17 protein-coding genes are annotated in these 19,111 nt (G+C 72.1%); 10 read left to right on the top strand and 7 right to left on the bottom strand.

Features of this window, described 5'->3' with window-relative positions:
- Positions 1 to 2 precede the first annotated feature (2 nt).
- On the top strand, positions 3 to 566 hold the full coding sequence (locus OHS58_RS21260; RefSeq protein ID WP_328649570.1) for a GNAT family N-acetyltransferase: 564 nt from the start codon (positions 3 to 5) through the stop codon (positions 564 to 566).
- Positions 567 to 632: 66 nt separating this feature from the next.
- The gene (locus OHS58_RS21255) at positions 633 to 1,481 is read left to right on the top strand and encodes an SCO6745 family protein (protein ID WP_328649569.1); all 849 of its coding nucleotides are present in this window, start codon (positions 633 to 635) and stop codon (positions 1,479 to 1,481) included.
- 67 nt (positions 1,482 to 1,548) lie between these two features.
- Here OHS58_RS21255 and OHS58_RS21250 read toward each other — a convergent pair whose 3' ends face one another.
- The 7 genes from OHS58_RS21250 to OHS58_RS21220 all read right to left on the bottom strand — a co-directional run bounded on the left by OHS58_RS21250 (position 1,549) and on the right by OHS58_RS21220 (position 8,783).
- The gene (locus OHS58_RS21250; RefSeq protein ID WP_326954561.1) at positions 1,549 to 2,922 is read right to left on the bottom strand and encodes an endo-1,4-beta-xylanase; all 1,374 of its coding nucleotides are present in this window, start codon (positions 2,920 to 2,922) and stop codon (positions 1,549 to 1,551) included.
- A 244-nt stretch (positions 2,923 to 3,166) separates the two neighbouring features.
- A complete protein-coding gene (locus OHS58_RS21245) occupies positions 3,167 to 4,018 on the bottom strand; it encodes a dimethylarginine dimethylaminohydrolase family protein (RefSeq protein ID WP_328649568.1) in 852 nt (283 codons plus the stop codon).
- A 161-nt stretch (positions 4,019 to 4,179) separates the two neighbouring features.
- Positions 4,180 to 4,320 carry a hypothetical protein gene (locus OHS58_RS21240; RefSeq protein WP_247049491.1) on the bottom strand — a complete coding sequence of 47 codons (141 nt, stop codon included), beginning with the start codon at positions 4,318 to 4,320 and terminating at the stop codon, positions 4,180 to 4,182.
- 196 nt (positions 4,321 to 4,516) lie between these two features.
- Entirely contained in the window at positions 4,517 to 4,999 is a 483-nt protein-coding gene (locus OHS58_RS21235; protein WP_328649567.1) for a hypothetical protein, read from the bottom strand.
- A gap of 494 nt (positions 5,000 to 5,493) precedes the next feature.
- Positions 5,494 to 6,822 (bottom strand): helix-turn-helix domain-containing protein, encoded by a 1,329-nt coding sequence (locus OHS58_RS21230; RefSeq protein ID WP_326954560.1) that lies wholly within the window; start codon positions 6,820 to 6,822, stop codon positions 5,494 to 5,496.
- A gap of 204 nt (positions 6,823 to 7,026) precedes the next feature.
- Positions 7,027 to 8,256, bottom strand: coding sequence for an MFS transporter (locus tag OHS58_RS21225; RefSeq protein ID WP_326954559.1), 1,230 nt, complete (start codon positions 8,254 to 8,256; stop codon positions 7,027 to 7,029).
- Positions 8,257 to 8,498: 242 nt separating this feature from the next.
- Positions 8,499 to 8,783, bottom strand: a complete 285-nt coding sequence (locus tag OHS58_RS21220; RefSeq protein ID WP_247049498.1) for a putative quinol monooxygenase — start codon at positions 8,781 to 8,783, stop codon at positions 8,499 to 8,501.
- A 192-nt stretch (positions 8,784 to 8,975) separates the two neighbouring features.
- Between OHS58_RS21220 and OHS58_RS21215 the strand changes: the two genes are divergently transcribed.
- The 8 genes from OHS58_RS21215 to OHS58_RS21180 all read left to right on the top strand — a co-directional run bounded on the left by OHS58_RS21215 (position 8,976) and on the right by OHS58_RS21180 (position 19,091).
- Positions 8,976 to 10,358 (top strand): AlkA N-terminal domain-containing protein, encoded by a 1,383-nt coding sequence (locus OHS58_RS21215; RefSeq protein ID WP_328649566.1) that lies wholly within the window; start codon positions 8,976 to 8,978, stop codon positions 10,356 to 10,358.
- A gap of 107 nt (positions 10,359 to 10,465) precedes the next feature.
- Entirely contained in the window at positions 10,466 to 11,296 is an 831-nt protein-coding gene (locus OHS58_RS21210; protein ID WP_328649565.1) for an isocitrate lyase/PEP mutase family protein, read from the top strand.
- A gap of 209 nt (positions 11,297 to 11,505) precedes the next feature.
- Positions 11,506 to 12,717 carry an acyl-CoA dehydrogenase family protein gene (locus OHS58_RS21205; protein WP_326948046.1) on the top strand — a complete coding sequence of 404 codons (1,212 nt, stop codon included), beginning with the start codon at positions 11,506 to 11,508 and terminating at the stop codon, positions 12,715 to 12,717.
- 47 nt (positions 12,718 to 12,764) lie between these two features.
- Positions 12,765 to 14,435, top strand: a complete 1,671-nt coding sequence (locus OHS58_RS21200) for a peptide ABC transporter substrate-binding protein (RefSeq protein WP_328649564.1) — start codon at positions 12,765 to 12,767, stop codon at positions 14,433 to 14,435.
- A 60-nt stretch (positions 14,436 to 14,495) separates the two neighbouring features.
- The gene (locus OHS58_RS21195; protein WP_328649563.1) at positions 14,496 to 15,842 is read left to right on the top strand and encodes a SidA/IucD/PvdA family monooxygenase; all 1,347 of its coding nucleotides are present in this window, start codon (positions 14,496 to 14,498) and stop codon (positions 15,840 to 15,842) included.
- Complete coding sequence (locus OHS58_RS21190; RefSeq protein WP_326948049.1) at positions 15,839 to 16,210, top strand: cupin domain-containing protein; 372 nt, start codon at positions 15,839 to 15,841, stop codon at positions 16,208 to 16,210. The genes OHS58_RS21195 and OHS58_RS21190 overlap by 4 nt, the downstream gene beginning before the upstream one ends.
- Positions 16,207 to 17,754 (top strand): class I tRNA ligase family protein, encoded by a 1,548-nt coding sequence (locus OHS58_RS21185; protein WP_328649562.1) that lies wholly within the window; start codon positions 16,207 to 16,209, stop codon positions 17,752 to 17,754. Before OHS58_RS21190 ends, OHS58_RS21185 begins: the two co-directional genes overlap by 4 nt.
- Positions 17,751 to 19,091, top strand: coding sequence for an NAD(P)/FAD-dependent oxidoreductase (locus OHS58_RS21180; protein ID WP_328649561.1), 1,341 nt, complete (start codon positions 17,751 to 17,753; stop codon positions 19,089 to 19,091). Before OHS58_RS21185 ends, OHS58_RS21180 begins: the two co-directional genes overlap by 4 nt.
- Positions 19,092 to 19,111: the final 20 nt, after the last annotated feature.

The following is a 19,111-nucleotide window of genomic DNA, read 5'->3' as shown; positions in this document are numbered from 1 at the left end:
GCATGACGTTCCGGTCGCAGCCCCTGGATCCGGCCTCGTGGCCGGACCTGGAGCGGGTGTTCGCGGGCCGGGCCGGGCGGGGCGACAGCTGCTGGTGCCAGCGGTTCCGGCGGCACGACCAGCCGGACAACCGCGCCGCGCTGCGTCGCGAGGTCGACACCGTCTCGGTGCCGGTGGGGCTCGTCGGGTACGTCGACGACGAACCGGTGGGCTGGACCCGGGTGCAGCCGCGCGCCCTGCTGCCGGGCGTGACCGGGAACCGTGCGGTGCGCCGGCTGCTCGAGGACGATCCGGCGGCGTGGTGGGTCACGTGTTTTGTCGTCCGGCGCGGGCACCGGGGTCACGGTGCCGGCGTTTCCTTGCTGGGCGCCGCCGTCGAGTGGGCCCGGGAGCACGGGGGGTCCGTTGTGGACGGACACCCGGTCGACGTCGCCGCGCTGGCGGCGGTCCCGTCGCCCTCCGCGGTGTTCACCGGCACGGTCGCCATGTTCACCCGGGCGGGGTTCACCGAGATCGGCCGGACGTTCCCGAGCCGGCCGATCATGCGCAAGCGGCTGCGGCCATAGCCGCGTGCTCCCGGGCTCGGGAGCAGGAAGACCGGCGCCGTACCGACCGGGTGGTATGTTGGCGCGGTGATCGAAACGGCGCGCCGGACCTGGCGATTCCTGGAGCCATACCACGGGATGATCTACTTCGCGCCGGAAGCCGCCGCCGCGTACGCGGAGCTCGGCATCACCGGCCGCGCCGGCTACTTCGCGTCGCGGTCGGCGGCGTTCGGCGCGGTCCCGGCGCCGGTCGTGGTCGCGACCTTCTTCAACTTCAACCCGGCCCTCGTCACGACGTCGATCAGCACCGCCTGGTCCGCCAGCGAGCCGGCCGCGGTCCTCGCCGCCCGCTACGCCGCGGCCGACCAGGCCCTGCGCGGCGTCCTGGGCGACGCGATCGGCTCACCCGAGATGCGCCGGGCCGCCGTTCTCCTCCGTGAGGCCGCCGAGACGGTCACCGGCGACGTCACCGGCCGCCCGCTCTTCGCCGCCCACGCGGCGTTGCCGTGGCCCACCGAGCCCCACCTGGTCCTGTGGCACGCGCAGACCCTGCTCCGCGAGTACCGCGGCGACGCGCACGTGGCCGCCCTGCTGACGGCCGGCCTGCGCGGCGTCGAGGCCCTCATCACCCACGCCGCCTCGGGTGCCGTCCCCGCCGAGACCCTGCGCACGTCCCGGGGGTGGTCCGAGGACGACTGGAACCGGGCCGTCACCGGCCTCCGCGAGCGCGACTGGCTCACCGACGACGCCGACCTGACGTTCACCCCCGGCGGCGCCGCCCGCCGAGCGGAGATCGAGAAGGCGACCGACGAGAACAGCGTCGTGCCCTACGCCCGCATCGGCGAGCCCGCCTGCGCCGAACTGCAGGCACTGGTGAGCCCGTTCAGCCGGGCACTCGCCGAAAAGCTCATGCCGTGGGCGCTCGCGAGGCAGTAGCCGATCCGCTGCGTGAATGACTCGTCCGCGAAGTCCTGTCTTCGCGGACGAGTCACCCACCACCCCCTCAGGAGGTGCTGCAGCTGACGCTCGGCCAGTTCCAGTTCCCGTTGTGCTGGATGGTCACCCCGAAGTTGTTGCCGCTGCCGTTGGGTGTCGCGGTCATGACCTGACTGCTCGGCCAGGTGGCGTTGACGTTCCAGGTGGCGATGATCTTCGCGGGGCTCGGCACCGTCATGGTCACCGTCCACGAACTGGCGCCGCTGACCGAGACGTTGAGGTTGTACCGGTCGCTCCAGGACTGGCCGGCCGACAGCGAGGCGCTGCAGCTGCCGCCGCCCGGGGTCGTGGTCGGGGTGGTCGGTGTGGTGGTGCCCGTCGGGGTCGTCGTCGGGGTGGTGGTCGTGCCTCCGGAGTTGAGGACGTTCAGCACCGAGTTGTAGGCGGACTTCTTGTTGCCGTTGCCGTCGAACAGGAGCGGGCTCTCGCCGGAGCGCCACGAGTCGCTGTCACGCACGCCCCACACCGTGATGCCGACGCAGCGCGCGACGTTCACGCACGCCTGGGTCAGCGCCGCGTACTGCGACGTCGACGCGTTCGTGACGTCGACCTCCGTCAGCGCCACGTCGACGCCGAGTGCCGCGAAGCTGGAGATCGTGGTCTGGAGGTTGCCCGGAACCGAGCTGCCGCCGGTGAAGTGGGCCTGCAGGCCGACGCAGTCGATCGGCACGCCGCGGGACTTGAAGTCCCGCACCATGTTGTAGACACCCTGGGTCTTGCCGTAGCTCCAGTTGTCGATGTTGTAGTCGTTGTAGCAGAGCTTGGTCGACGGGTCGGCCGCGCGGGCGGTCTTGAACGCGACCTCGATCCAGTCGTTGCCGGTGCTCTGCAGGTTCGACGACCGGCGGCTGCCGTCTTCGTTGAAGGCCTCGTTGACGACGTCCCAGTACGCGAGTTTCCCTTGGTAGTGGGCCATCACCTTCTGGATGTGGTTGATCATCGCGCTGCGCAGCGAGCTGCCGCCCATGTTCTGCATCCAGCCCGGCTGCTGGGCGTGCCAGGCCAGGGTGTGGCCGCGGACCTGGGCACCGTGGCTGATCGCCCAGTTGTAGATCTGGTCGCCCGAAGAGAAGTTGAACTGGTTCTGGTTCGGCTCGGTCGCGTCCGGCTTCATCTCGTTCTCGGGCGTGACCATGTTGAACTCGCGCGCGGCGAGCGTGGTGTAGGCCGAGTTGCTCAGCTTGCCGGCGGCGATCGCCGTGCCGAAGTACCGGCCGGACTGCGCGGCCGCGGCGCCCAGGGTGCTGGCCGCGGCGTCGGCGCCGGGAGCGGCCACGAGGACGGCGGCCACGGCGGTCACGGTGGTGACTCCGGCCACTACCCGGCCGACCGAGGACCGCCACCACCGGTTGCCGCGCAGGCCTGACGAACTTCCCGCCATCCGAGATCTCCTTCCGGGCTCCCGCCCAGGAGCTGTCCACCTCGGGGTCGAGTCCCCGCCGGCGCTTTCCGGGCCTGGGAACCAAGTCGTCGGTGACCTGGACGAAATCGACGATGTTCACTGTCCGCGATCAGGAGAGCACGCGGCGCCGAGGCCGGGCAAAGAGTTTCGGTCGAGTTTCGGGGCACCCGCGCGAGCGGCGACGGCGTGCCTGGCGAGCGCGAGGCTCGCCAGGCACGGGGCGTCAGGCCGGGTTGTCCAGCGTCAGGGCCGTGCAGCGGATGCCGCCGCCGCCCTTGCGCAGCTCGGTGGTGTCCAGCTGCACCACCGTCAGGCCCAGGGACCGCAGGTCCGCGGCCAGGCGGGGCGCGCCGCTGGTCATGGTCACCGTGCGGCCGTCGCTGATCAGGTTCAGCGCGAACGCCGCCGCCTCGTCCGGGGCCACCTCGATCAGGTCCATGCCGAGCCCGCGCAGCGTGCGCAGGCTCGGCGCGTCCAGCGCCTGCGGGTTGTACGCCAGCACGCGGCCGGGGTGGATCACCGCGACCGCCAGGTCCAGGTCGTACCACTGCGGGCTCGTGGTCCGGAGGGCGACGACCTCGTAGCCGAGGTGCCGCGACAGCGTGTCGAGCGCGCGGAAGTCCGTGCGCTGGCCGTGGGCGCTGAGCAGCAGGTCGCCGCAGGCCAGCGCGTCACCCTGGCCGCTGAAGGCGTACGGCGTCTCCGCGACGTCGAAGCTGTTTTCCTCCAGCCAGGCCCGGTGGTGCGGCGTTTCCGCGGCCCGCTCCGGCGGGAGGGTGGCCAGCACCGCGCGGTCGCCGCGGACGACCGCCGCGTTGGCCGTGTAGGTCATGTCGGGGCAGCCGGGGTCGGCGTCGACGAACTCCACCTTGCGGCCGGCGGCCAGGTGCGCGGCGACGATGCGGTCGTGCTCGGCGACCGCGGCCGCGACGTCGGGCTGGACGCCGACGTGCATATACGGGTTGATCTCGTAGTCGATCCGGAAGTAGTCCGCGGCGCACATCAGCAACCTGCGGTGGGAGACCGGGGCTTCCTCGGTGGTGGCCGGGGAGACACGCGGGACGGTGCTGGTCATGGTCACTCGTTTCGTCGGGCGGGCGGTACGGGCTGGCGGGGCGCCCTCGAGTGGGGGCGCCCGGCCGGATCGGTGCTGTACCGCGGGTTCGCCGCGTCCGGACGTACGACGGTGGACGTCCGAAGGCGGCCGGTGGGGCCCGGCGAATCGAGCGGCCCGGGTCAGCCCAGGCCGCGGAGGCGGAACAGCTCGATCGTCATGAGGTGCTGCGCCCGAGCCGCGTCGAGGCGCTGGGCGATCGTCGTGGCCGAGGTCGCCGGCCGCATCGCCGAGGACACCGCGCGCACCAGTTTGGTGATCATCACATCTCCATTCGATTCTTTCCCCGGCCGGGTTTCCGATCTCCGGCCCGGGGTCATCAGATTGCCCGGGAGCGTGGCCGGAGGTCTGGCCAGATCCGGACAGCTTCGCCGCTCCGGCGGCGACAATGGGTGAAAGCACGTGGAGGTTCCCGATCTTGGTCGATTAACCGCGCCGGGCGCGGGAACGGCGGGGGAATCAGCGATTGGCGTTCAGGAACCCGATCACGACGGCCCCCCACCAGCACAGCTGCGAGATCGCCGTGGTGAGGCCGCCGCGCACGAGCAGGCGCCGGGGGACGGGACCGGCCACGACGGCCATCCGCTTGCCCAGCTCCATGACCTGGACGCCGTTAACGGTGAGCACGGCCACCAGCGCCAGTTTCACCACCGTGGCGGCCGCGTGCAGGTTCGGTTCGAGCAGCGCACCGCTGCCGACCAGGCCCGTCAACCCGGCCCACACCAACAGGTGCAGCCGGGAGGTGCTGCGGACGGCTTCGGCGAACGTCGAGCGGCCGAGCACCCACAACGCGAAGAAGTAGTCGGCCACCAGCACCGCGCCGAGACCCAGGACGAGGGAGGCGAGGTGGGTGAACAACGCGATGGTGTGCCACGCCGCGTTCGGGTGCGCCACCGAGGAAACCCAGATCGCGGCGACGAGCAGCATGATCGAAGCAGCCATCGCGAGATAGGGCCTGTAGTGTCGGAAATCGGTCGGCCGCACCACCCTGGGCGGCAGCTCTTCCGCCGGCGCGAGACGCGGGCGGATCGGGGTGCCGGCCGGGCGGTGGCGCTCGGCGGCCCGGCCGGCCCCGTCGGGCTCCGGAATCCTTACGGGGATGCCGTTGTCGAGCATGTCCTGTCCTTCCGGAAAACGGCCGGCGAGGCCGTGAAGGGGCGGGGGCCGGGTACGAGGTCCTGCCGGCGTCGGCGTGCGGAATGCACGCCGGTTCCCTGCTGATTACAGGCCATGGCGGACTTGGCTGGGAGCGTTGTCCGGAAAGGACAATCAATCGGCTCTTCCCGAGGACGCGCGGGAGGGGACAAAGTGGTACAGGTACGGCGAATGCCGACGTGAGGGTGCGATTGACCGCACCCGGATGGCCGCCCCGGAATCGCGGCGAAATGATGCGTCACGGGACGGCGTGCGTCGTTGCCGGGCCGTCCGGTGGCGCGTCAGGCGGACACGGGCCCCGCCATGGCCCGGTATTCGTGGCCGTGCGGCTGCTCGATCGTGCTGAGCACGAAGGCGCGCATGGGCTGCGGCAGCCCACGGCCGTCGAGGTACGGGTCGGCGTGGGAGAGCAGACCGGCGTCGGCGATTTCCTCGGCCAGCTCGTCTTCGCCCGGAGGCAGGGACCCCGGCGTGCCGGCCGGGGTCCGGGCGAGCTGGTGCAGCAGTTCCCGTGCGGGCGGGCTGAGCGTGCGGTAGGCGGACTCCAGGGAGTACCGCATGGACAGGTCCCCGACACTCAGCCAGTCGACGGTGTTGTCGTTCAGGCGCCACTCTTCGACGACGCGGCGCAGGGTCAGGTGCGGCCGCGAGGCGATCTTGCGGATGGCCAGGTCGAGCGCGAGCGGCAGGTCCCCGCACAGCTCGGCGAGCCGTGCGCAGTCCTGCCCGGCGGTGACGGCGAGGTGCGGCAGCGCGGCGGTGATCATCGCGATCGAGTCGCCGCGTGACAGCGGGGTCAGCTGCAACCGGTCGACGTCGCGCAGGCCCAGCAGCCGCTTGCGGCTGACCAGCAGCGTGGTGCTCGTGGTGGTCTCGGCGAGCAGCGGGCGCACCTGCTGCTCGTCCTGCACGTTGTCCAGCAGCACCAGGAGCCGGCGATCGGCCAGGAGCGTGCGGTAGACGCCGGCGCGGTGGTCGAAGCTGCCGGAGAGGTCCTCGACGCCGAGGGCCCGCAGGAAGCCGTCGAGGATGTCGCCGGCCTCCGGCGCGGCCGGCGCGCCGGCCAGGCCGTGGCGCAGGCCGCCGAGGTCGGCGTAGAGCTGCCCGTCGGGCAGGTCCGCCGCGACCGAATGGGCGTAGTACAGCGCGAGGTCGCTCTTGCCGACCCCGGCCGGGCCGCTGATCACCATGGGCGTGTCCCCGGGTGAGCGCAGCCACGCCAGCTCGGTCGTGCGGCCGGTGAACCCCCGCGGCCGCTGGGGTAGTTGAGCCGGGTGCGACGGAACCCCGCCGCGCCGCTGGAACAGTGCCGGTCTTCTGGTGCGCCCCCCGATCGAGGGCTGCGTATAGCCGCCGGTGGCGACGTGCCAGTGCCGCCGCCACGCCTCGTCGTCGCCGCCGCACGCGGCGACGAACGCGAGGGTCACCTGCAGCGACGGCATCCTGTTGCCGCTCGCCGCGCTCGAGAGCACGGACGACGAGAACATCGCCGACCGCGCCATTTCCCGGTATGTCGGATTTCCGGCCCGTGCTCGCAGTTCGCGCAATTCCCGAGCGAACTGGGTGGCGACGCCGCCGGACGTGTTGACGGGCTTTTCCGGTCTGCCCATGTGAATCCCCTTCCCCTTACTCACTCAGCGTCGCTGACGGCGGCTGGTATCTCTTCCGCTGCATGGCGGTGTCGTTGGCCCGTTCGTGTAATGTGTGCCTGATTTTCCGGCGAATTCCGGTGATCTTTTACATCCATCGCGTGAATTGTGCGAACGCTCGACGGCCGCCCGCGCGGTGCGGGCGGCCGGGGCGCTGCTGTGTGGTCAGGCTACGGCGACGCGTGCGCGGGGAGCGGTCATGCCGAGCAGGGCGCACAGCGCCGCCACCAGGCCGAGCGCGCCGCACAGCCACCAGACCCCGTTGCCCAGCGCGACCCACGTGGCGACGCCGAACAGGGGACCGAGTGCCATCCCGAGACCGAAAGTCGCTTGGTGGGCGCTGATGTAGCGCGCCTTGACGGCCGACGGGAAGGACGAGGGGTAGGCGAACATGGTCGGGCCGTTGATCATGATGCCGAAGACGAACACCACCGTACACACGATCAGCGCGACGGCCGAGCCGCCGCTGATGCCGAAGCCGGCGACCCCGAGTCCCATCAGCGCGGTGCCGGCCGTGGCGGCGACGCGCCCCGGCCAACGCGTGACGAACGACGTGATCTTCAGCTCGCACAGGATGAGCACGGCCGACGCGGTCACGAGCACGACGCTGTAGAGCCACGTCGGGTGGCCTTCGGAGTTGATCTTGAGCGGCAGGGCGACGGTGTACTGGACGTAGACGATCGAGCCGATCAGCACCGACGCCAGGAAGAACCAGAAACGCCCGTCCCGCAGCAAAGTCGCGTACGCCGCCCGGGTGCCGGTATCGGCCCGCTCGGTCGGTGCCTCGCGCTCGACGCGGTGGTCGGGCAGCAGCCGGATCGCCAGGAACGCGTAGAGCACCGCGGTGGCCGAGTCGAACCACAGCAGCAGGTTCCAGTCCAGCAGGATCAGCCCGGCGGCGATCAGCGGGCTGAGCGACGCGCCGAGGTTGAGGGCGGTGCGCATCATCGAGAAGCCCATCACCCGATCGTCTGCGGGCATCAGCTCGCTCAGCAGGACCGCCGCCGCGGGCCGGTAGCTCTGGGTCGCGAGGCCGGCCAGCAGCAGCGCGACGAGCAGTGCCACGAACATCCCGGGACTGGCGAACAGGGGGACGACGGCGAGGACCACGGCCGAGCCGAGCATCGCGGCGAAGATGGTGGCGCGCGGGCCGATGCGGTGCACCAGCTCCCCGCCGGCCAGCCCGCCGAGGACCGAACCGATGCTGTACGCGGCGATGGCGAGGCCGGCCTGGCCCGCGGAGAAGCCGCGGAAAACCAGGTACAGCACCATGAACGTCTGGACGAACGCGCCGAGCTGGTTGACGAGCACGCCGCCGAGCAGGTACCGCACCGGCGTCGGAGTCCGGCGCAGGACGGCCAGCACGCCGGTGGGTTTGTCGGTGATCGGGGTCACGGTGGAGCCTCCTGGTGGCTTGCGAACGGGTGCGCCGCACCGGAATCGGCCTCGGGCCGAGGAGCGGCGTACACATTCCAGCCGCCGGGCGAGTTGACCGGCAGAGTTGTCTCCTCCGGAAAATCAACTCGGGGGCGATCCGCGGTGCGAGGAATTCGGAGCGTGACCCTTCGGTCGCGCAATTCACCGCACAAGCGTCCGGCCGGACGCAGCGATTGCTGCATCCGGCCGGTGCGGGAAAATCAGAGCCCGACGATCTGCTCGTGATCGATTTCGACGAATTCCAGGATCAGGTCGGCGAACTGGCCGGCGATCAGCTTCTGGTAGGCGGCCGACCCGGTGTGGGCGTCGTAGGCGGCCTGGTCCGCGAAGTGTTCGACGAACAGCAGGTAGTCCGGCTTGGCGGGGTCGCGGTAGACGCGGAAGGACAGGGTGCCGTCCTCCTGCCCGGGACCCAGCGGCGCGAACTCGTGCACGAGCTTCTCCGCTTCGTCCTGCTTGCCCGGCTTGAGGGGGATGGGGAACACCTTCGCCAGCATCGGAGAGCCTCTCTCTAGTGCGGTGCGCGTCCGGCGCGCCGCCGTTGAGGAAGACTCTGCCGGGCGCGAGCGGCCGAGTCTGGTCAGATCCGGACACGATCTCCGCGGCCCGGATACGCCTCCGTGCGGCATGTCCGGATGTGGCTAGCTTCGCGCCCGCGCATCCCTTAGACCTGTGTCATGACGACTTTTTCGGCCGTGGTCACCACCGGCATCTACTGCCGCCCGGGCTGCGGCGCGAAGCCGCTCGCGGAGAACGTGAAGACGTTCGAGCTGGCGGCCGAGGCCGAGGCCGCGGGGTTCCGCGCGTGCCTGCGCTGCCGCCCCTACCGGGTGGCGGGCCCGGTCGGGGCCGAGGCGCCGGAGCTCGTCTGCCGCGCGGTCCAGCTGATCATCGCCGGCGCGCTGGACACCGGGACGGAAGCGGCTCTCGGCGAGCGCCTGGCGGTGTCCCCGCGGCACCTGCGCCGGCTCTTCCACGACCACCTCGGCGTGACGCCCGACCAGCTCGCCCGCTCCCGGCGGGCGCACTTCGCCCGCCGCCTGCTCGACGACTCCGACCTGACGGTCGCCGACGTGGCCTTCGCCTCCGGGTTCGGCAGCCTCCGCCAGTTCAACCGGGACATGAAGCTGGTCTTCCGCGCGTCCCCGGTCGAGCTGCGCAACCGGCGCCGGCGCGCCGACCGGCTCGCCGCGGACGGCGGCCTGGCCATGCGGCTGCCCTTCGCGCCGCCCCTGCACTGGGAGGCGCTGAGCACGTTCCTCGGCGAGCGCGCGGTCCCGGGCGTCGAGTCGGTGCTCGACGGCGTCTACCGGCGCACGATCAGCATCGACGGCGAGGCGGGCGTCGTCGAGGTGCGCCGCGGCGGTGACGACCACCTGCTGCTGATCGCGCACATGCCGTTCTGGGAGGGCATCATCCACGTCGTCGACCGCGTCGGGCGGATGTTCGGCGTCGACGCCGACACCGCCCCGGCCGAGGCCGCGCTGCGCGACGACCCGGTGCTGGCCCCGCTGCTGCGCGCGCGTCCCGGCCTCCGTGTCCCCGGGGCCTGGGGGTTCTTCGAGATCGGGGTGGAGGCGGTGCTGAGCCAGCGCAGCGCCCGGCCGCTGGTCCGGCGGCAGCTGGCCGCGCTGGTCGAGGCGGCCGGCACCGCGGTCCCCGGCCTGGAGGACGGGCTGACCCACCTCTTCCCCTCGGCCGAGACGCTCGCGCACGCGGACCTGGCGGGCGTGCTGCCCGCGGCCACCGCCAAGACGGTGCGCGGGTTCGCCGCCGCGGTCGCCGCCGACGAGACCCTGCTGGACGGCGGCACGAGCCTGGCCGACTTCACCGCCGCGCTGACGGCCGTGCCGGGGGTGGGGGAGTGCGCCGCCCAGCAGATCGCGCTGCGGCTGGGCTACGCCGACGCGTTCCCCGCCGCCGACCGGACGCTCTGCACGACGCTGCTGGCGAACGACATCCTCGACGACAGCGAGGGCCTGGCGAAGGCCTGGCACCCGTGGCGCGCGTTCGCCGCGACCCACCTGATCGCCGCCGGCGTCCCCACGCTGGCGGCCTGACCCACCGCGGCCGGTCGTGAGTGGTCAGGGCGGTTCTAACCGCCCTAACCACTCACGAGAGCCGCGGCAGACCCACCGAAGTAACCGAAGGAACGAGGAGAATGTCCATGGACAGCGTCCAGCGAGGGCTCGCCGAAACACTGCGTGCCCTGCACCACGACCGCACGCTGGTGCTGCCGAACGCCTGGGACGCCGCCAGCGCGGCCCTCATCGCGCAGGCAGGGGCCCCGGCGATCGCCACCACCAGCGGCGGGGTCGCCTGGTCGGCGGGCCGCCCGGACGGGCACGGCCTGACGCGCGCCGAGATGGCCGCCCTGGTCGCCCGGATCGTGCAGGTCGTCGACGTCCCGGTGACGGCCGACATCGAAGGCGGCTACGGCCCGTCCGACGACGACGTCGCCGCGACCGTCGCCGCGATCGTCGAGGCCGGCGCCGTCGGGATCAACCTGGAGGACTCGACCGCGCCCGGCGGGCCGCTGTTCGACGTCCCCGCCCAGGTCGGCCGGGTCCGCGCGGCCCGCGACGCGGCGACCGCGGCCGGGCTGCCCGAGCTGTGGATCAACATCCGCACCGACGTCTACCTCTTCGGCATCGGTGCGGCCGAGGGACGCCTCGACGACGTCCTGACCCGGGCGGGCGCCTACGCCGCGGCCGGCGCCGACAGCCTGTTCGTGCCGGGCCTGATCGACCTGGAGACCCTCGGCCTCCTGGTGAAGGAGAGCCCGCTGCCGGTCAACGTGATGGTGTGGCCGGGCGCCCCGACCGTCGCGGAGCTGGAAGCCGTCGGCGTCCGCCGGATCAGCGTCGGCACCGCGATCGCCCAGGCGGCCTACGCCGTCGCCCGCAACGCCGCGGTCGAGCTGCTCGGGCACGGCACCTACAGCGCGCTCGAGGGCGGCCTCGACTTCGGCGCCGTGAACAGCGCCGTCACCGGCTGAGCGCAGCCGACCGGCCAGCGGGCCGCGACGGGACCTGCGGGTCCCCTCGCGGCCCGCCGTCGTTACCCACTCGTCTACCTCAAATCACACGGTATTGATTTTCCTTGGTGGCCAATGGTTTCCATCAATTAAACGGAAGCCTTGAATCACTTCCAACGCGGCCGGACCGAGTCCGCGACCTGCAGTTGGAGCCCCGAGGAAGTGATGAGATGACCGTTGTCGAGCCGCTGTCCGTGCCCGAAGGTGACGTCAGGCCGCCCGATACCGCCGCGGAGGTCCTCGCCCGTGCCCAGGCACTGGCGCCGGTGCTCCGGGAGCGCGCCGAGGAGATCGAGCGGGCCCGGCGGCTGCCCGCCGACGTCGTGGAACTGCTGCGTGCCACCGGAGTCTTCCGGATGGGGTTCGCCAAGGACCGCGGCGGCCCCGAGCTGACCTCGGCCGAGCAGACCGAGGTGATCGAGGCCATCGCCTACGGTGACGCCGGCGCCGGGTGGTGCGCGATGATCGGGTCCGACACCGGTCTCTACGCGTCCTTCCTCGACCGCGCCGTCGCCGACGAGATGTTCCCCAGCCCGGACGTGGCGACCGCGGGCCTGCTGTTCCCCAACGGCCGCGCGGAGATCGTCCCCGGCGGCTACCGCCTCACCGGCCGCTGGCAGTTCGGCAGCGGCGTCACGCACGCCGACTGGGTCGTCTCGGGCGCCTTCCTCTACCGCGACGGCGCACCCGAGCCCGGCGCCGACGGGGCCCCGCACGACTCGATCCTGCTCATGGTGCCGAAGTCCGACGTCGAGGTGCTCGACACCTGGCACACCACCGGTCTCGCGGGCAGCGGCAGCTGCGACTACACCATCACCGACGTGTTCGTGCCCGCCGAGCACACGCTGGTCTTCTCGGACGTCCGCAGCGGGACGGGCCCGCTGGCCCAGCCCGAGGTGCACATGCGGAACATGCCGGGCGTCGCGCTCGGTGTCGCCCGCGCCGCGCTGGACCACGCCCGTGACCTCTCCGTCGCCGCCGGCCGCGCGGAGGACTACCGCACGCAGGTCACCCTGGCCGACTGCGAAGCCGACTTCAACGCCACTCGCGAAGGCGTCTACGGCGCCCTTCGCCGCCAGCACGAAGTCCTGTCCGCGGGCGGCACCCTGGACGACCTCACGCCGTCCGAGCGCGCCGCGCTCCCGCTGTCGCGGCGGCACGCGTTCCGCACCGCCCGCTCGATCGTCACCCGGCTCTACGACCTGGTGCAGACGAGCGCGATCTACCGGCCCTCGCCGCTGGACCGCTGGCTGCGCGACACCACCACGATGTGCCAGCACATCGTGGCGCAGGACCGGATCCTGCAGACCGCCGGCGCCCACCTGCTCGGTGGCCGGCCCGCGTTCCCGCTGGCCCTCGGGATCACCTCCAGCCGGCGCTGACCCACCCCGAACCACCCCGATCCGCCCTCCACCTAAGGAAGAAACCGATGCGCAAGCTCAAGGTCGCCGTGTGCGCGGCCGCCGCACTGGCTGTCACGCTCTCCGCGTGCAGCACCCCGGGCGGCACGACCGCCGCCAGCACCCCCGACGGAGCCGCGGCCCCCGCGGCCGCCGCCGCGAACATCGACCGCGACGCGGTCGTCAGCTACAGCGAGACCGAGCCGGCCGCCCCGCTGGTGCCCGGCAACACCACCGAGGTCGGCGGGATCAGCGTGCTGGGCACGCTGTTCCGCGGCCTCATCGAGTACGACGCCAAGACGGCCGCCCCGCACAACGCCGTGGCCGACTCGATCAGCACGACCGACTCGAAGACCTGGACGATCAAGCTGAAGTCCGGCTGGACGTTCCACGACGGCACCCCCGTCACCGCGAAGAGCTTCGTCGACGCGTGGAACTACACCGCCTATTCGCCGAACCTGATGGCGGGCGCCAGCTACTTCTCCCACGTCCAGGGCTTCGCGCAGGTCAACAACGCCACCGCGGACGGCAAGCAGCCGGCCACCCTGCCCGCCAGCAAGGAGCTCTCGGGCCTGAAGCTGGTCGACGACAGCACGTTCACCGTCGCCCTCGACGCGCCGTTCTCGGAGTTCGGCGTCCAGCTCGGTTACGCGGCGTTCTTCCCGCTGCCCGCGAGCTTCTTCGCCGACCGCAAGGGTTTCGAAGCCCACCCGATCGGTGACGGGCCGTTCGAGTTCGAGTCGTACACGCCCGGCAAGGACCTCGTCGTCAAGCGGTTCGACGGCTTCGCCGGCACGCAGAAGGTGAACATCGGCGGCATCGACTTCCGCTTCTACACCGACCTCGACAAGGCCTACGCCGACGTCCTGGCCAACAAGCTCGACTTCCTGTCGTTCACGCCGTGGACCTCCACCCAGGGCGGCAAGATCAAGAAGGACCTGCCCGACAACCGGCGCAAGACCTACACCTACCTCGGCTACCAGGCCATCGCGTTCCCGCTGTTCGACAAGCGCTACGACAGCCCGCAGTTCCGCCAGGCGATCTCCATGGCCATCGACCGGAAGGCCCTGATCCAGCAGGTCTTCAACGGCGGCCGCACCCCGGCCGACGGCCTGGTCGCCCCGAACGTCCAGGGCCACCTCGACAACCAGTGCGGCGAGCTGTGCACCTACGAGCCGCAGAAGGCCAAGCAGCTGTTCGACGCCTCCGGGTTCCAGGGTGACATCGAGCTGACGTCCAACATCGACTCCGGCAACCAGGAGTGGATGGAGGTCATCTGCAAGCAGATCCAGGCTTCGCTGGGCCGCACCTGCAAGTTCACCCCGCAGACCACCCTCGGCGACTTCCGCTCGAAGCTGAACGACCGGAGCGTCACCGGCATCTACCGCTCGGCGTGGGTCGCGGACTACCCGTCGATCGAGAACTTCCTCAACCCGCTGTTCCGCACCGGTGCCGCCTCGAACGTCGGGCAGTACTCGAACCCGAAGGTCGACGAGCTGCTCAAGGAAGCCGACGCCGCGCCGTCGCAGCAGCAGGGCCAGGCGCTGTACCAGCAGGCCGAAAAGCTGGTCCTGCAGGACATGCCGACCATCCCGATCTGGTGGCAGTCCGGCACCGCGGCCTGGTCGACCCGGCTGCACGACGTCCAGCCCACCCAGTTCCGCGAGCTCGACCTCTTCAGCGTGACCGTCAGCAAGTAGTCCCCGTGCGGCGCGCCGGGACCCGGCGCGCCGCACCCCGAGATGGAAAGCAGGCACGTTATGACCGTCCACGAGGTGGATGTCCTGATGATCGGGGCCGGCCCGGCGAACCTCGCGCTGGCCGTGGCCATCGAGGAGTGCGGCCGGTCCGATCTGGCCGGCGGCGCCATGATCCTGGAGCAGCACGAGGACGTGAAGTGGCAGCGCAACCTGATGCTGCCGTGGGCCCGCAGCCAGGTGTCCTACGTGAAGGACCTGGTCACCCTGCGCAACCCGCGCAGCCGGTTCTCGTTCCTCAACTTCATGCACGAGCGCGGTGAGCTCGACGAGTTCGTCAACCTCGGCACCTTCAACCCGTTCCGCTGGCAGGTCTCGGCGTATCTGCAGTGGGTCGCCGACTCGCTCGAGCGCGTCCGGGTGCGCTACAACGCCCGCGCCGAGCGGATCCTGCCGATCCACTCCGAGTCGGGCGCGGTGCTCGGCTTCACCGTCCCGCTGTCCGACGGCGACACGGTCCTCTGCCGCGACCTGATCGTCGGCGGCGGCCGCGACGCCCACGTCCCGGAGGTCTTCCGCGGGCTGCCGGCCGAGCGGGTCGTGCACAGCACCGAGTACAGCACCCGCGTCGCCGACACGGTGGCGCAGGCCCGCCCGGGCAAGCCGCTGCGGCCGGTCGTGGTCGGCGGGGCGCAGAGCGCGGCCGAGATGTTCATGGCCCTGCACGAGCACGCGAAGGGCTCGTCCCCGACGATGCTGGTCCGCGCGATCGGCCTCAAGGACTACCAGACCAGCAAGTTCGTCAACGAGCTGTTCTTCCCGTCCTTCGTGGACGAGTTCTTCACGATGACCGACGAGGCGCGGGCGCGGGTGCTGGAGGAGATGCACCTGACCAACTACGCCGGCCTCGCGGCGCCGTTCCTCGAAGAGCTGTACACGATGATCTACCGGCAGAAGATGCAGGGCCTGCCGGTCTCCACGATCCGCGCGCTCAGCGAGGTCGTCGGCGCCCGCGCGGCGGAGATCGAGGGCGGCGGCGAAGAGGTCGTGCTCGACGTCCGCGACCTCAAGCACGGCGGCATCGAGCAGATCCGCTGCGACGCGGTGTTCCTGGGCACCGGCTTCGACTCGCGGATGCCCGCGATGGTCCGCGGCCTGGCCGACTCGATCGGCCTGGACACCGTCTCGGTCAACCGGCAGTACCGCGCCGAGCTCGGCCGGGAGGCCCACGGCGCGCTGTACCTGCAGGGCGTCAACGAGGCCACGCACGGCATCTCCGACTCGCTGATCAGCGTGCTCGCCCAGCGCTCGGCCGACATCGTCCGTGACATCGTCGACCGCCGCGAAACGGGCACGGGTCCCGACGGTGGCCGCCGCACCTCCGGCGAGTCCGTGGTGGTGGCGGCATGATCGACGTCCGCAGGCTCGACCGCGAGCACCTGGAGCGCGCGTACGGGCTCGACTCGCAGCGGCTGCTGCCCTGGCCGGAGCTCAACGCGCCGTTCGAAGGCGCCTGGTGCGTCCTGCGCCCCGGCACCACCTCCACCCCGCACGCCCACCACGAGTACGAGATCTTCATCGCCGTCCACGGCGCGGCCACCCTGATCGTCGACGGCGAGCCGCACCCGTTCACCGCCGGCGACATCGTCCGGCTGCCGCCCGGCTCGACCCACTGCGTCACCAACGAGGGCGACGCGGACTTCGAGTACTACGGCGTCTGGTGGGACGCCGAGATGACGGCCCAGTTCGCGGCCCGCCACGAAGCGAGCGTGTCATGAACACGCGGACCGTGGTCATCTCCCCGGCGCCGACGGCGAACGGGGACCTGCACCTCGGCCACATCGCCGGCCCGTTCCTGGCCGCGGACGTGCACACCCGCTACGCCCGGGCCCAGGGCCGGGAAGTCCTGCTGGGCACCGGTTTCCAGGACACCTCGACGTTCGTCGTGACGACCGCGCACCACCGCGGCGTCACCCCGGCGGAGCTGGTGGCCACCTCGGCCGCGCAGATCGAGGCCAGCCTGGCCGCGCTGGGCATCGGCGTCGACGGCTACACCGGCGACGACGACCGGTTCACCAAGTGGGTCGTCGACTTCGTCGGCCGGCTCTACTCGGCGGGCAAGCTGGAACTGCGCACGATGAAGTTCCCGTACTCCGAGCGGACCGGCGAGTTCCTGCTGGACGGCTTCGCGGCCGGCGGCTGCCCGGAGTGCCTCGCCGAAAGCTGCGCGGGGCTCTGCGAGAGCTGCGGGGCCCTGGTGGCGGCGGGCGAGCTCCTCGGCGTCCGGTCCACTTTGGACCCCGAGGACCCCGTGGTGCTGCGCGAGGCCGACGTCCTCGTGCTGCCGGTCGAGCGCTACCGCGAACAGCTGCGGGCGCACTTCGCGGCGAACGCCGCCGGGATGCGGCCGCACATGGCGCAGGCGATGGCGCAGATGCTGTCGCGGCCGCTGCCGGACTTCCCGGTGACCTACCCGATCTCCTGGGGCATCAAGGTGCCCTTCCCGGAGGTCGCGGGGCAGGTCGTCAACCCCAACGCCGAGCCGATGGCGTGGAGCATGCACTGCTCGGCGCTCGCGGCCGAGCAGCGGGGCGTCGCGGCCGGCACCGAGGACGCGCTGTGGCTCGCCGGGGCCGGCTCGGAGATCGTGTACTTCCTCGGGTTCGACAACATCTACCCGTTCGCGATCGCCGGCCCGGCGATGCTGCTGGCCTTCGACGGCCAGTACGACCTGCCGACGCGCTACCTCACCAACGAGTTCTACGAGCTGGACCACCGGAAGTTCTCCACCAGCCGCGGGCACGTTGTGTGGAGCCGGGAGCTGGCCGCCGAGGTGCCGCGGGACCTGATCCGGTTCCACCTGGCCGCGACCAGCCCCGAACACCAGCGCACCAGCTTCAGCCGGGACGCGCTCGCGCGGGTCACCGGCACCCGGCTGGTCGAACCCTGGAACCGCGTCGCCGACAAGGTGAACCGGTGGATCGGCCTCGGCCCGCTGGCGGTGTCGGAACGCTCGCGCCGCGGCGCGGCCCGGATGGCCGAGCGCTTCGCGGCGTCGTACGAGCTGGCCGGGTTCAGCCTGAACCGGGCCGCGGAGACGATCACCGACCAGCTGGCCCGGCTCGACCGCCGGGAGGTGACCGGCGCCGACGCCGGTGACTTCTGCTTCGAGGTCGACCGGCTGCTGCGCGCCGCCGCGCCGATCCTGGTCGACCTGGCGGCGGCGGTCCTCGGCGAGGACGCCGGGGCGGCCCCGGCCGACGTGGACTCGTTCACGCCGGCCGCCCTGCCTCGCCTGCGCCCGGCGGAGGCCGGGCGATGAGCGCCGGCACCCGGCAGGGTGGTGGGCGGAGCAGCGCGACCGCGGTGGTCCTGGGCGAAAGCCCGGCGGTGACCGGCGGTGGCCGGAACGGCGGCACGGCGGTACTGCTGGGCGAAAGCCCGGCGGCGACCGGTGTGGTGCCGGATGTCGCGGAAGCCGTCCTGCCCGGTGCGGGCCGGACGGCGAACTCCGCCGGCCGGCCCGGCGTGGCCGCGGCCACGCCGGGCGGCGACTGGGCGTGGACCGGTGGCTCCCGGCGCGGCGGCCTGCGGGTCGTGGTGGTCGGCGGCGGCATCTCCGGGCTGCTCACCGCGATCCGGTGCGTCCTGGACGGGCACCGCGTGGTGCTGCTCGAGCGCGGCCCGGTGCCGCACCCGGGCGCCACGTCGTTCGACCAGCACCGGGCGCTGCGGGCCCTCGTCGTCGGCGACACGGCCGCCACGCGCCAGGCGGCGGAGCTGCACCGCCACTGGCGCGAGCTGGACGCGCTGCTGTGCGACCACCTGCCGGGTGCCGGCCTCTACCGGCGGGTCGGGGTCCTCCAGGCCCTGCCCCCCGGCCAGGTGCCCGCGGCGGTCGCCACGGCGTCGGCCGCGGGGGTGCCGATCCGGATCGTGCACCCGTCGGCGTACCCGCTCGTCGGGTTCCCGCGGGGCAGCGGCGCGGTGCTCGAACCGCACGCCGGGACGCTGCTGGCCGACCGGATGCTGCACGCGGCGGCGCGCTGGCTGCGCCACCACCCCGACGCCGAGCTGCGGCCCGGCCGGGAAGCCGTCGGCATCGACCCGGACCGCGCCCGCGTCCGGCTCGCCGACGGCACCACGGTGACCGGTGACGTCGTGCTCGTCGCCGCCGGCCCGTGGACCGGGGCGCTGGTCGACCGGCCGGTGGCGTTGCACCGCCAGACGATGGTGTACCTGCGCCCGCCCGCCGCGCTCGCCCACGCGTGGGCGGCGACGCCCACGGTGGGCGGGATCGGCACCGACGGGCGGGCGTGGCTGCTGCCCTCGGTGGCGGGCACCCTGCTCAAGGTGAGCACCGACGCCGTGCGGCGCGAGGTGACCACCCTGTCCGGGCCCGACGACGACGCGGGCTGGGCCGCGCGGGTGCTCGCCGCCGGCGTCGTGTCCGATGTGGACGGATACGACGTGGTGCGGGTCAAGCACTGCCACTACGCCACGGCCGCCGACGGCAACACCGGCTTCGTCCGGGTCGGGCCCGCGGTCTGGGCCCGTCCGGCCAGCGGCGGTGACGGCTTCCGCACGGCGCCGCTGGCCGCGGACGCCGTCGTCGCGCAGCTGGCCGGCCAGGCCACCGCCGTCGGCACGCTCGCCTGATCGCCGTCGTCTCAACCACC

Origin of the sequence: Amycolatopsis sp. NBC_00348, assembly GCF_036114655.1 — a bacterium.
Taxonomy (GTDB): Bacteria; Actinomycetota; Actinomycetes; order Mycobacteriales; family Pseudonocardiaceae; genus Amycolatopsis.
The sequence above is the reverse complement of the archived record's forward strand: the minus strand, read 5'-3'. Positions and strand labels throughout refer to the sequence as shown.

What these genes read in the sequence shown, in the direction of transcription:
- OHS58_RS21195 (WP_328649563.1), top strand. Translation starts at nt 14,496, where the DNA reads ATGACCGTCCACGAGGTGGATGTCCTGATGATCGGGGCCGGCCCGGCG.
- OHS58_RS21205 (WP_326948046.1), top strand. Translation starts at nt 11,506, where the DNA reads ATGACCGTTGTCGAGCCGCTGTCCGTGCCCGAAGGTGACGTCAGGCCG.
- OHS58_RS21215 (WP_328649566.1), top strand. Translation starts at nt 8,976, where the DNA reads ATGACGACTTTTTCGGCCGTGGTCACCACCGGCATCTACTGCCGCCCG.
- OHS58_RS21235 (WP_328649567.1), bottom strand. Translation starts at nt 4,999, where the DNA reads ATGGCTGCTTCGATCATGCTGCTCGTCGCCGCGATCTGGGTTTCCTCG.
- OHS58_RS21210 (WP_328649565.1), top strand. Translation starts at nt 10,466, where the DNA reads ATGGACAGCGTCCAGCGAGGGCTCGCCGAAACACTGCGTGCCCTGCAC.
- OHS58_RS21180 (WP_328649561.1), top strand. Translation starts at nt 17,751, where the DNA reads ATGAGCGCCGGCACCCGGCAGGGTGGTGGGCGGAGCAGCGCGACCGCG.
- OHS58_RS21200 (WP_328649564.1), top strand. Translation starts at nt 12,765, where the DNA reads ATGCGCAAGCTCAAGGTCGCCGTGTGCGCGGCCGCCGCACTGGCTGTC.
- OHS58_RS21230 (WP_326954560.1), bottom strand. Translation starts at nt 6,822, where the DNA reads ATGGGCAGACCGGAAAAGCCCGTCAACACGTCCGGCGGCGTCGCCACC.
- OHS58_RS21240 (WP_247049491.1), bottom strand. Translation starts at nt 4,320, where the DNA reads ATGATCACCAAACTGGTGCGCGCGGTGTCCTCGGCGATGCGGCCGGCG.
- OHS58_RS21190 (WP_326948049.1), top strand. Translation starts at nt 15,839, where the DNA reads ATGATCGACGTCCGCAGGCTCGACCGCGAGCACCTGGAGCGCGCGTAC.
- OHS58_RS21250 (WP_326954561.1), bottom strand. Translation starts at nt 2,922, where the DNA reads ATGGCGGGAAGTTCGTCAGGCCTGCGCGGCAACCGGTGGTGGCGGTCC.
- OHS58_RS21185 (WP_328649562.1), top strand. Translation starts at nt 16,207, where the DNA reads ATGAACACGCGGACCGTGGTCATCTCCCCGGCGCCGACGGCGAACGGG.
- OHS58_RS21245 (WP_328649568.1), bottom strand. Translation starts at nt 4,018, where the DNA reads ATGACCAGCACCGTCCCGCGTGTCTCCCCGGCCACCACCGAGGAAGCC.
- OHS58_RS21260 (WP_328649570.1), top strand. Translation starts at nt 3, where the DNA reads ATGACGTTCCGGTCGCAGCCCCTGGATCCGGCCTCGTGGCCGGACCTG.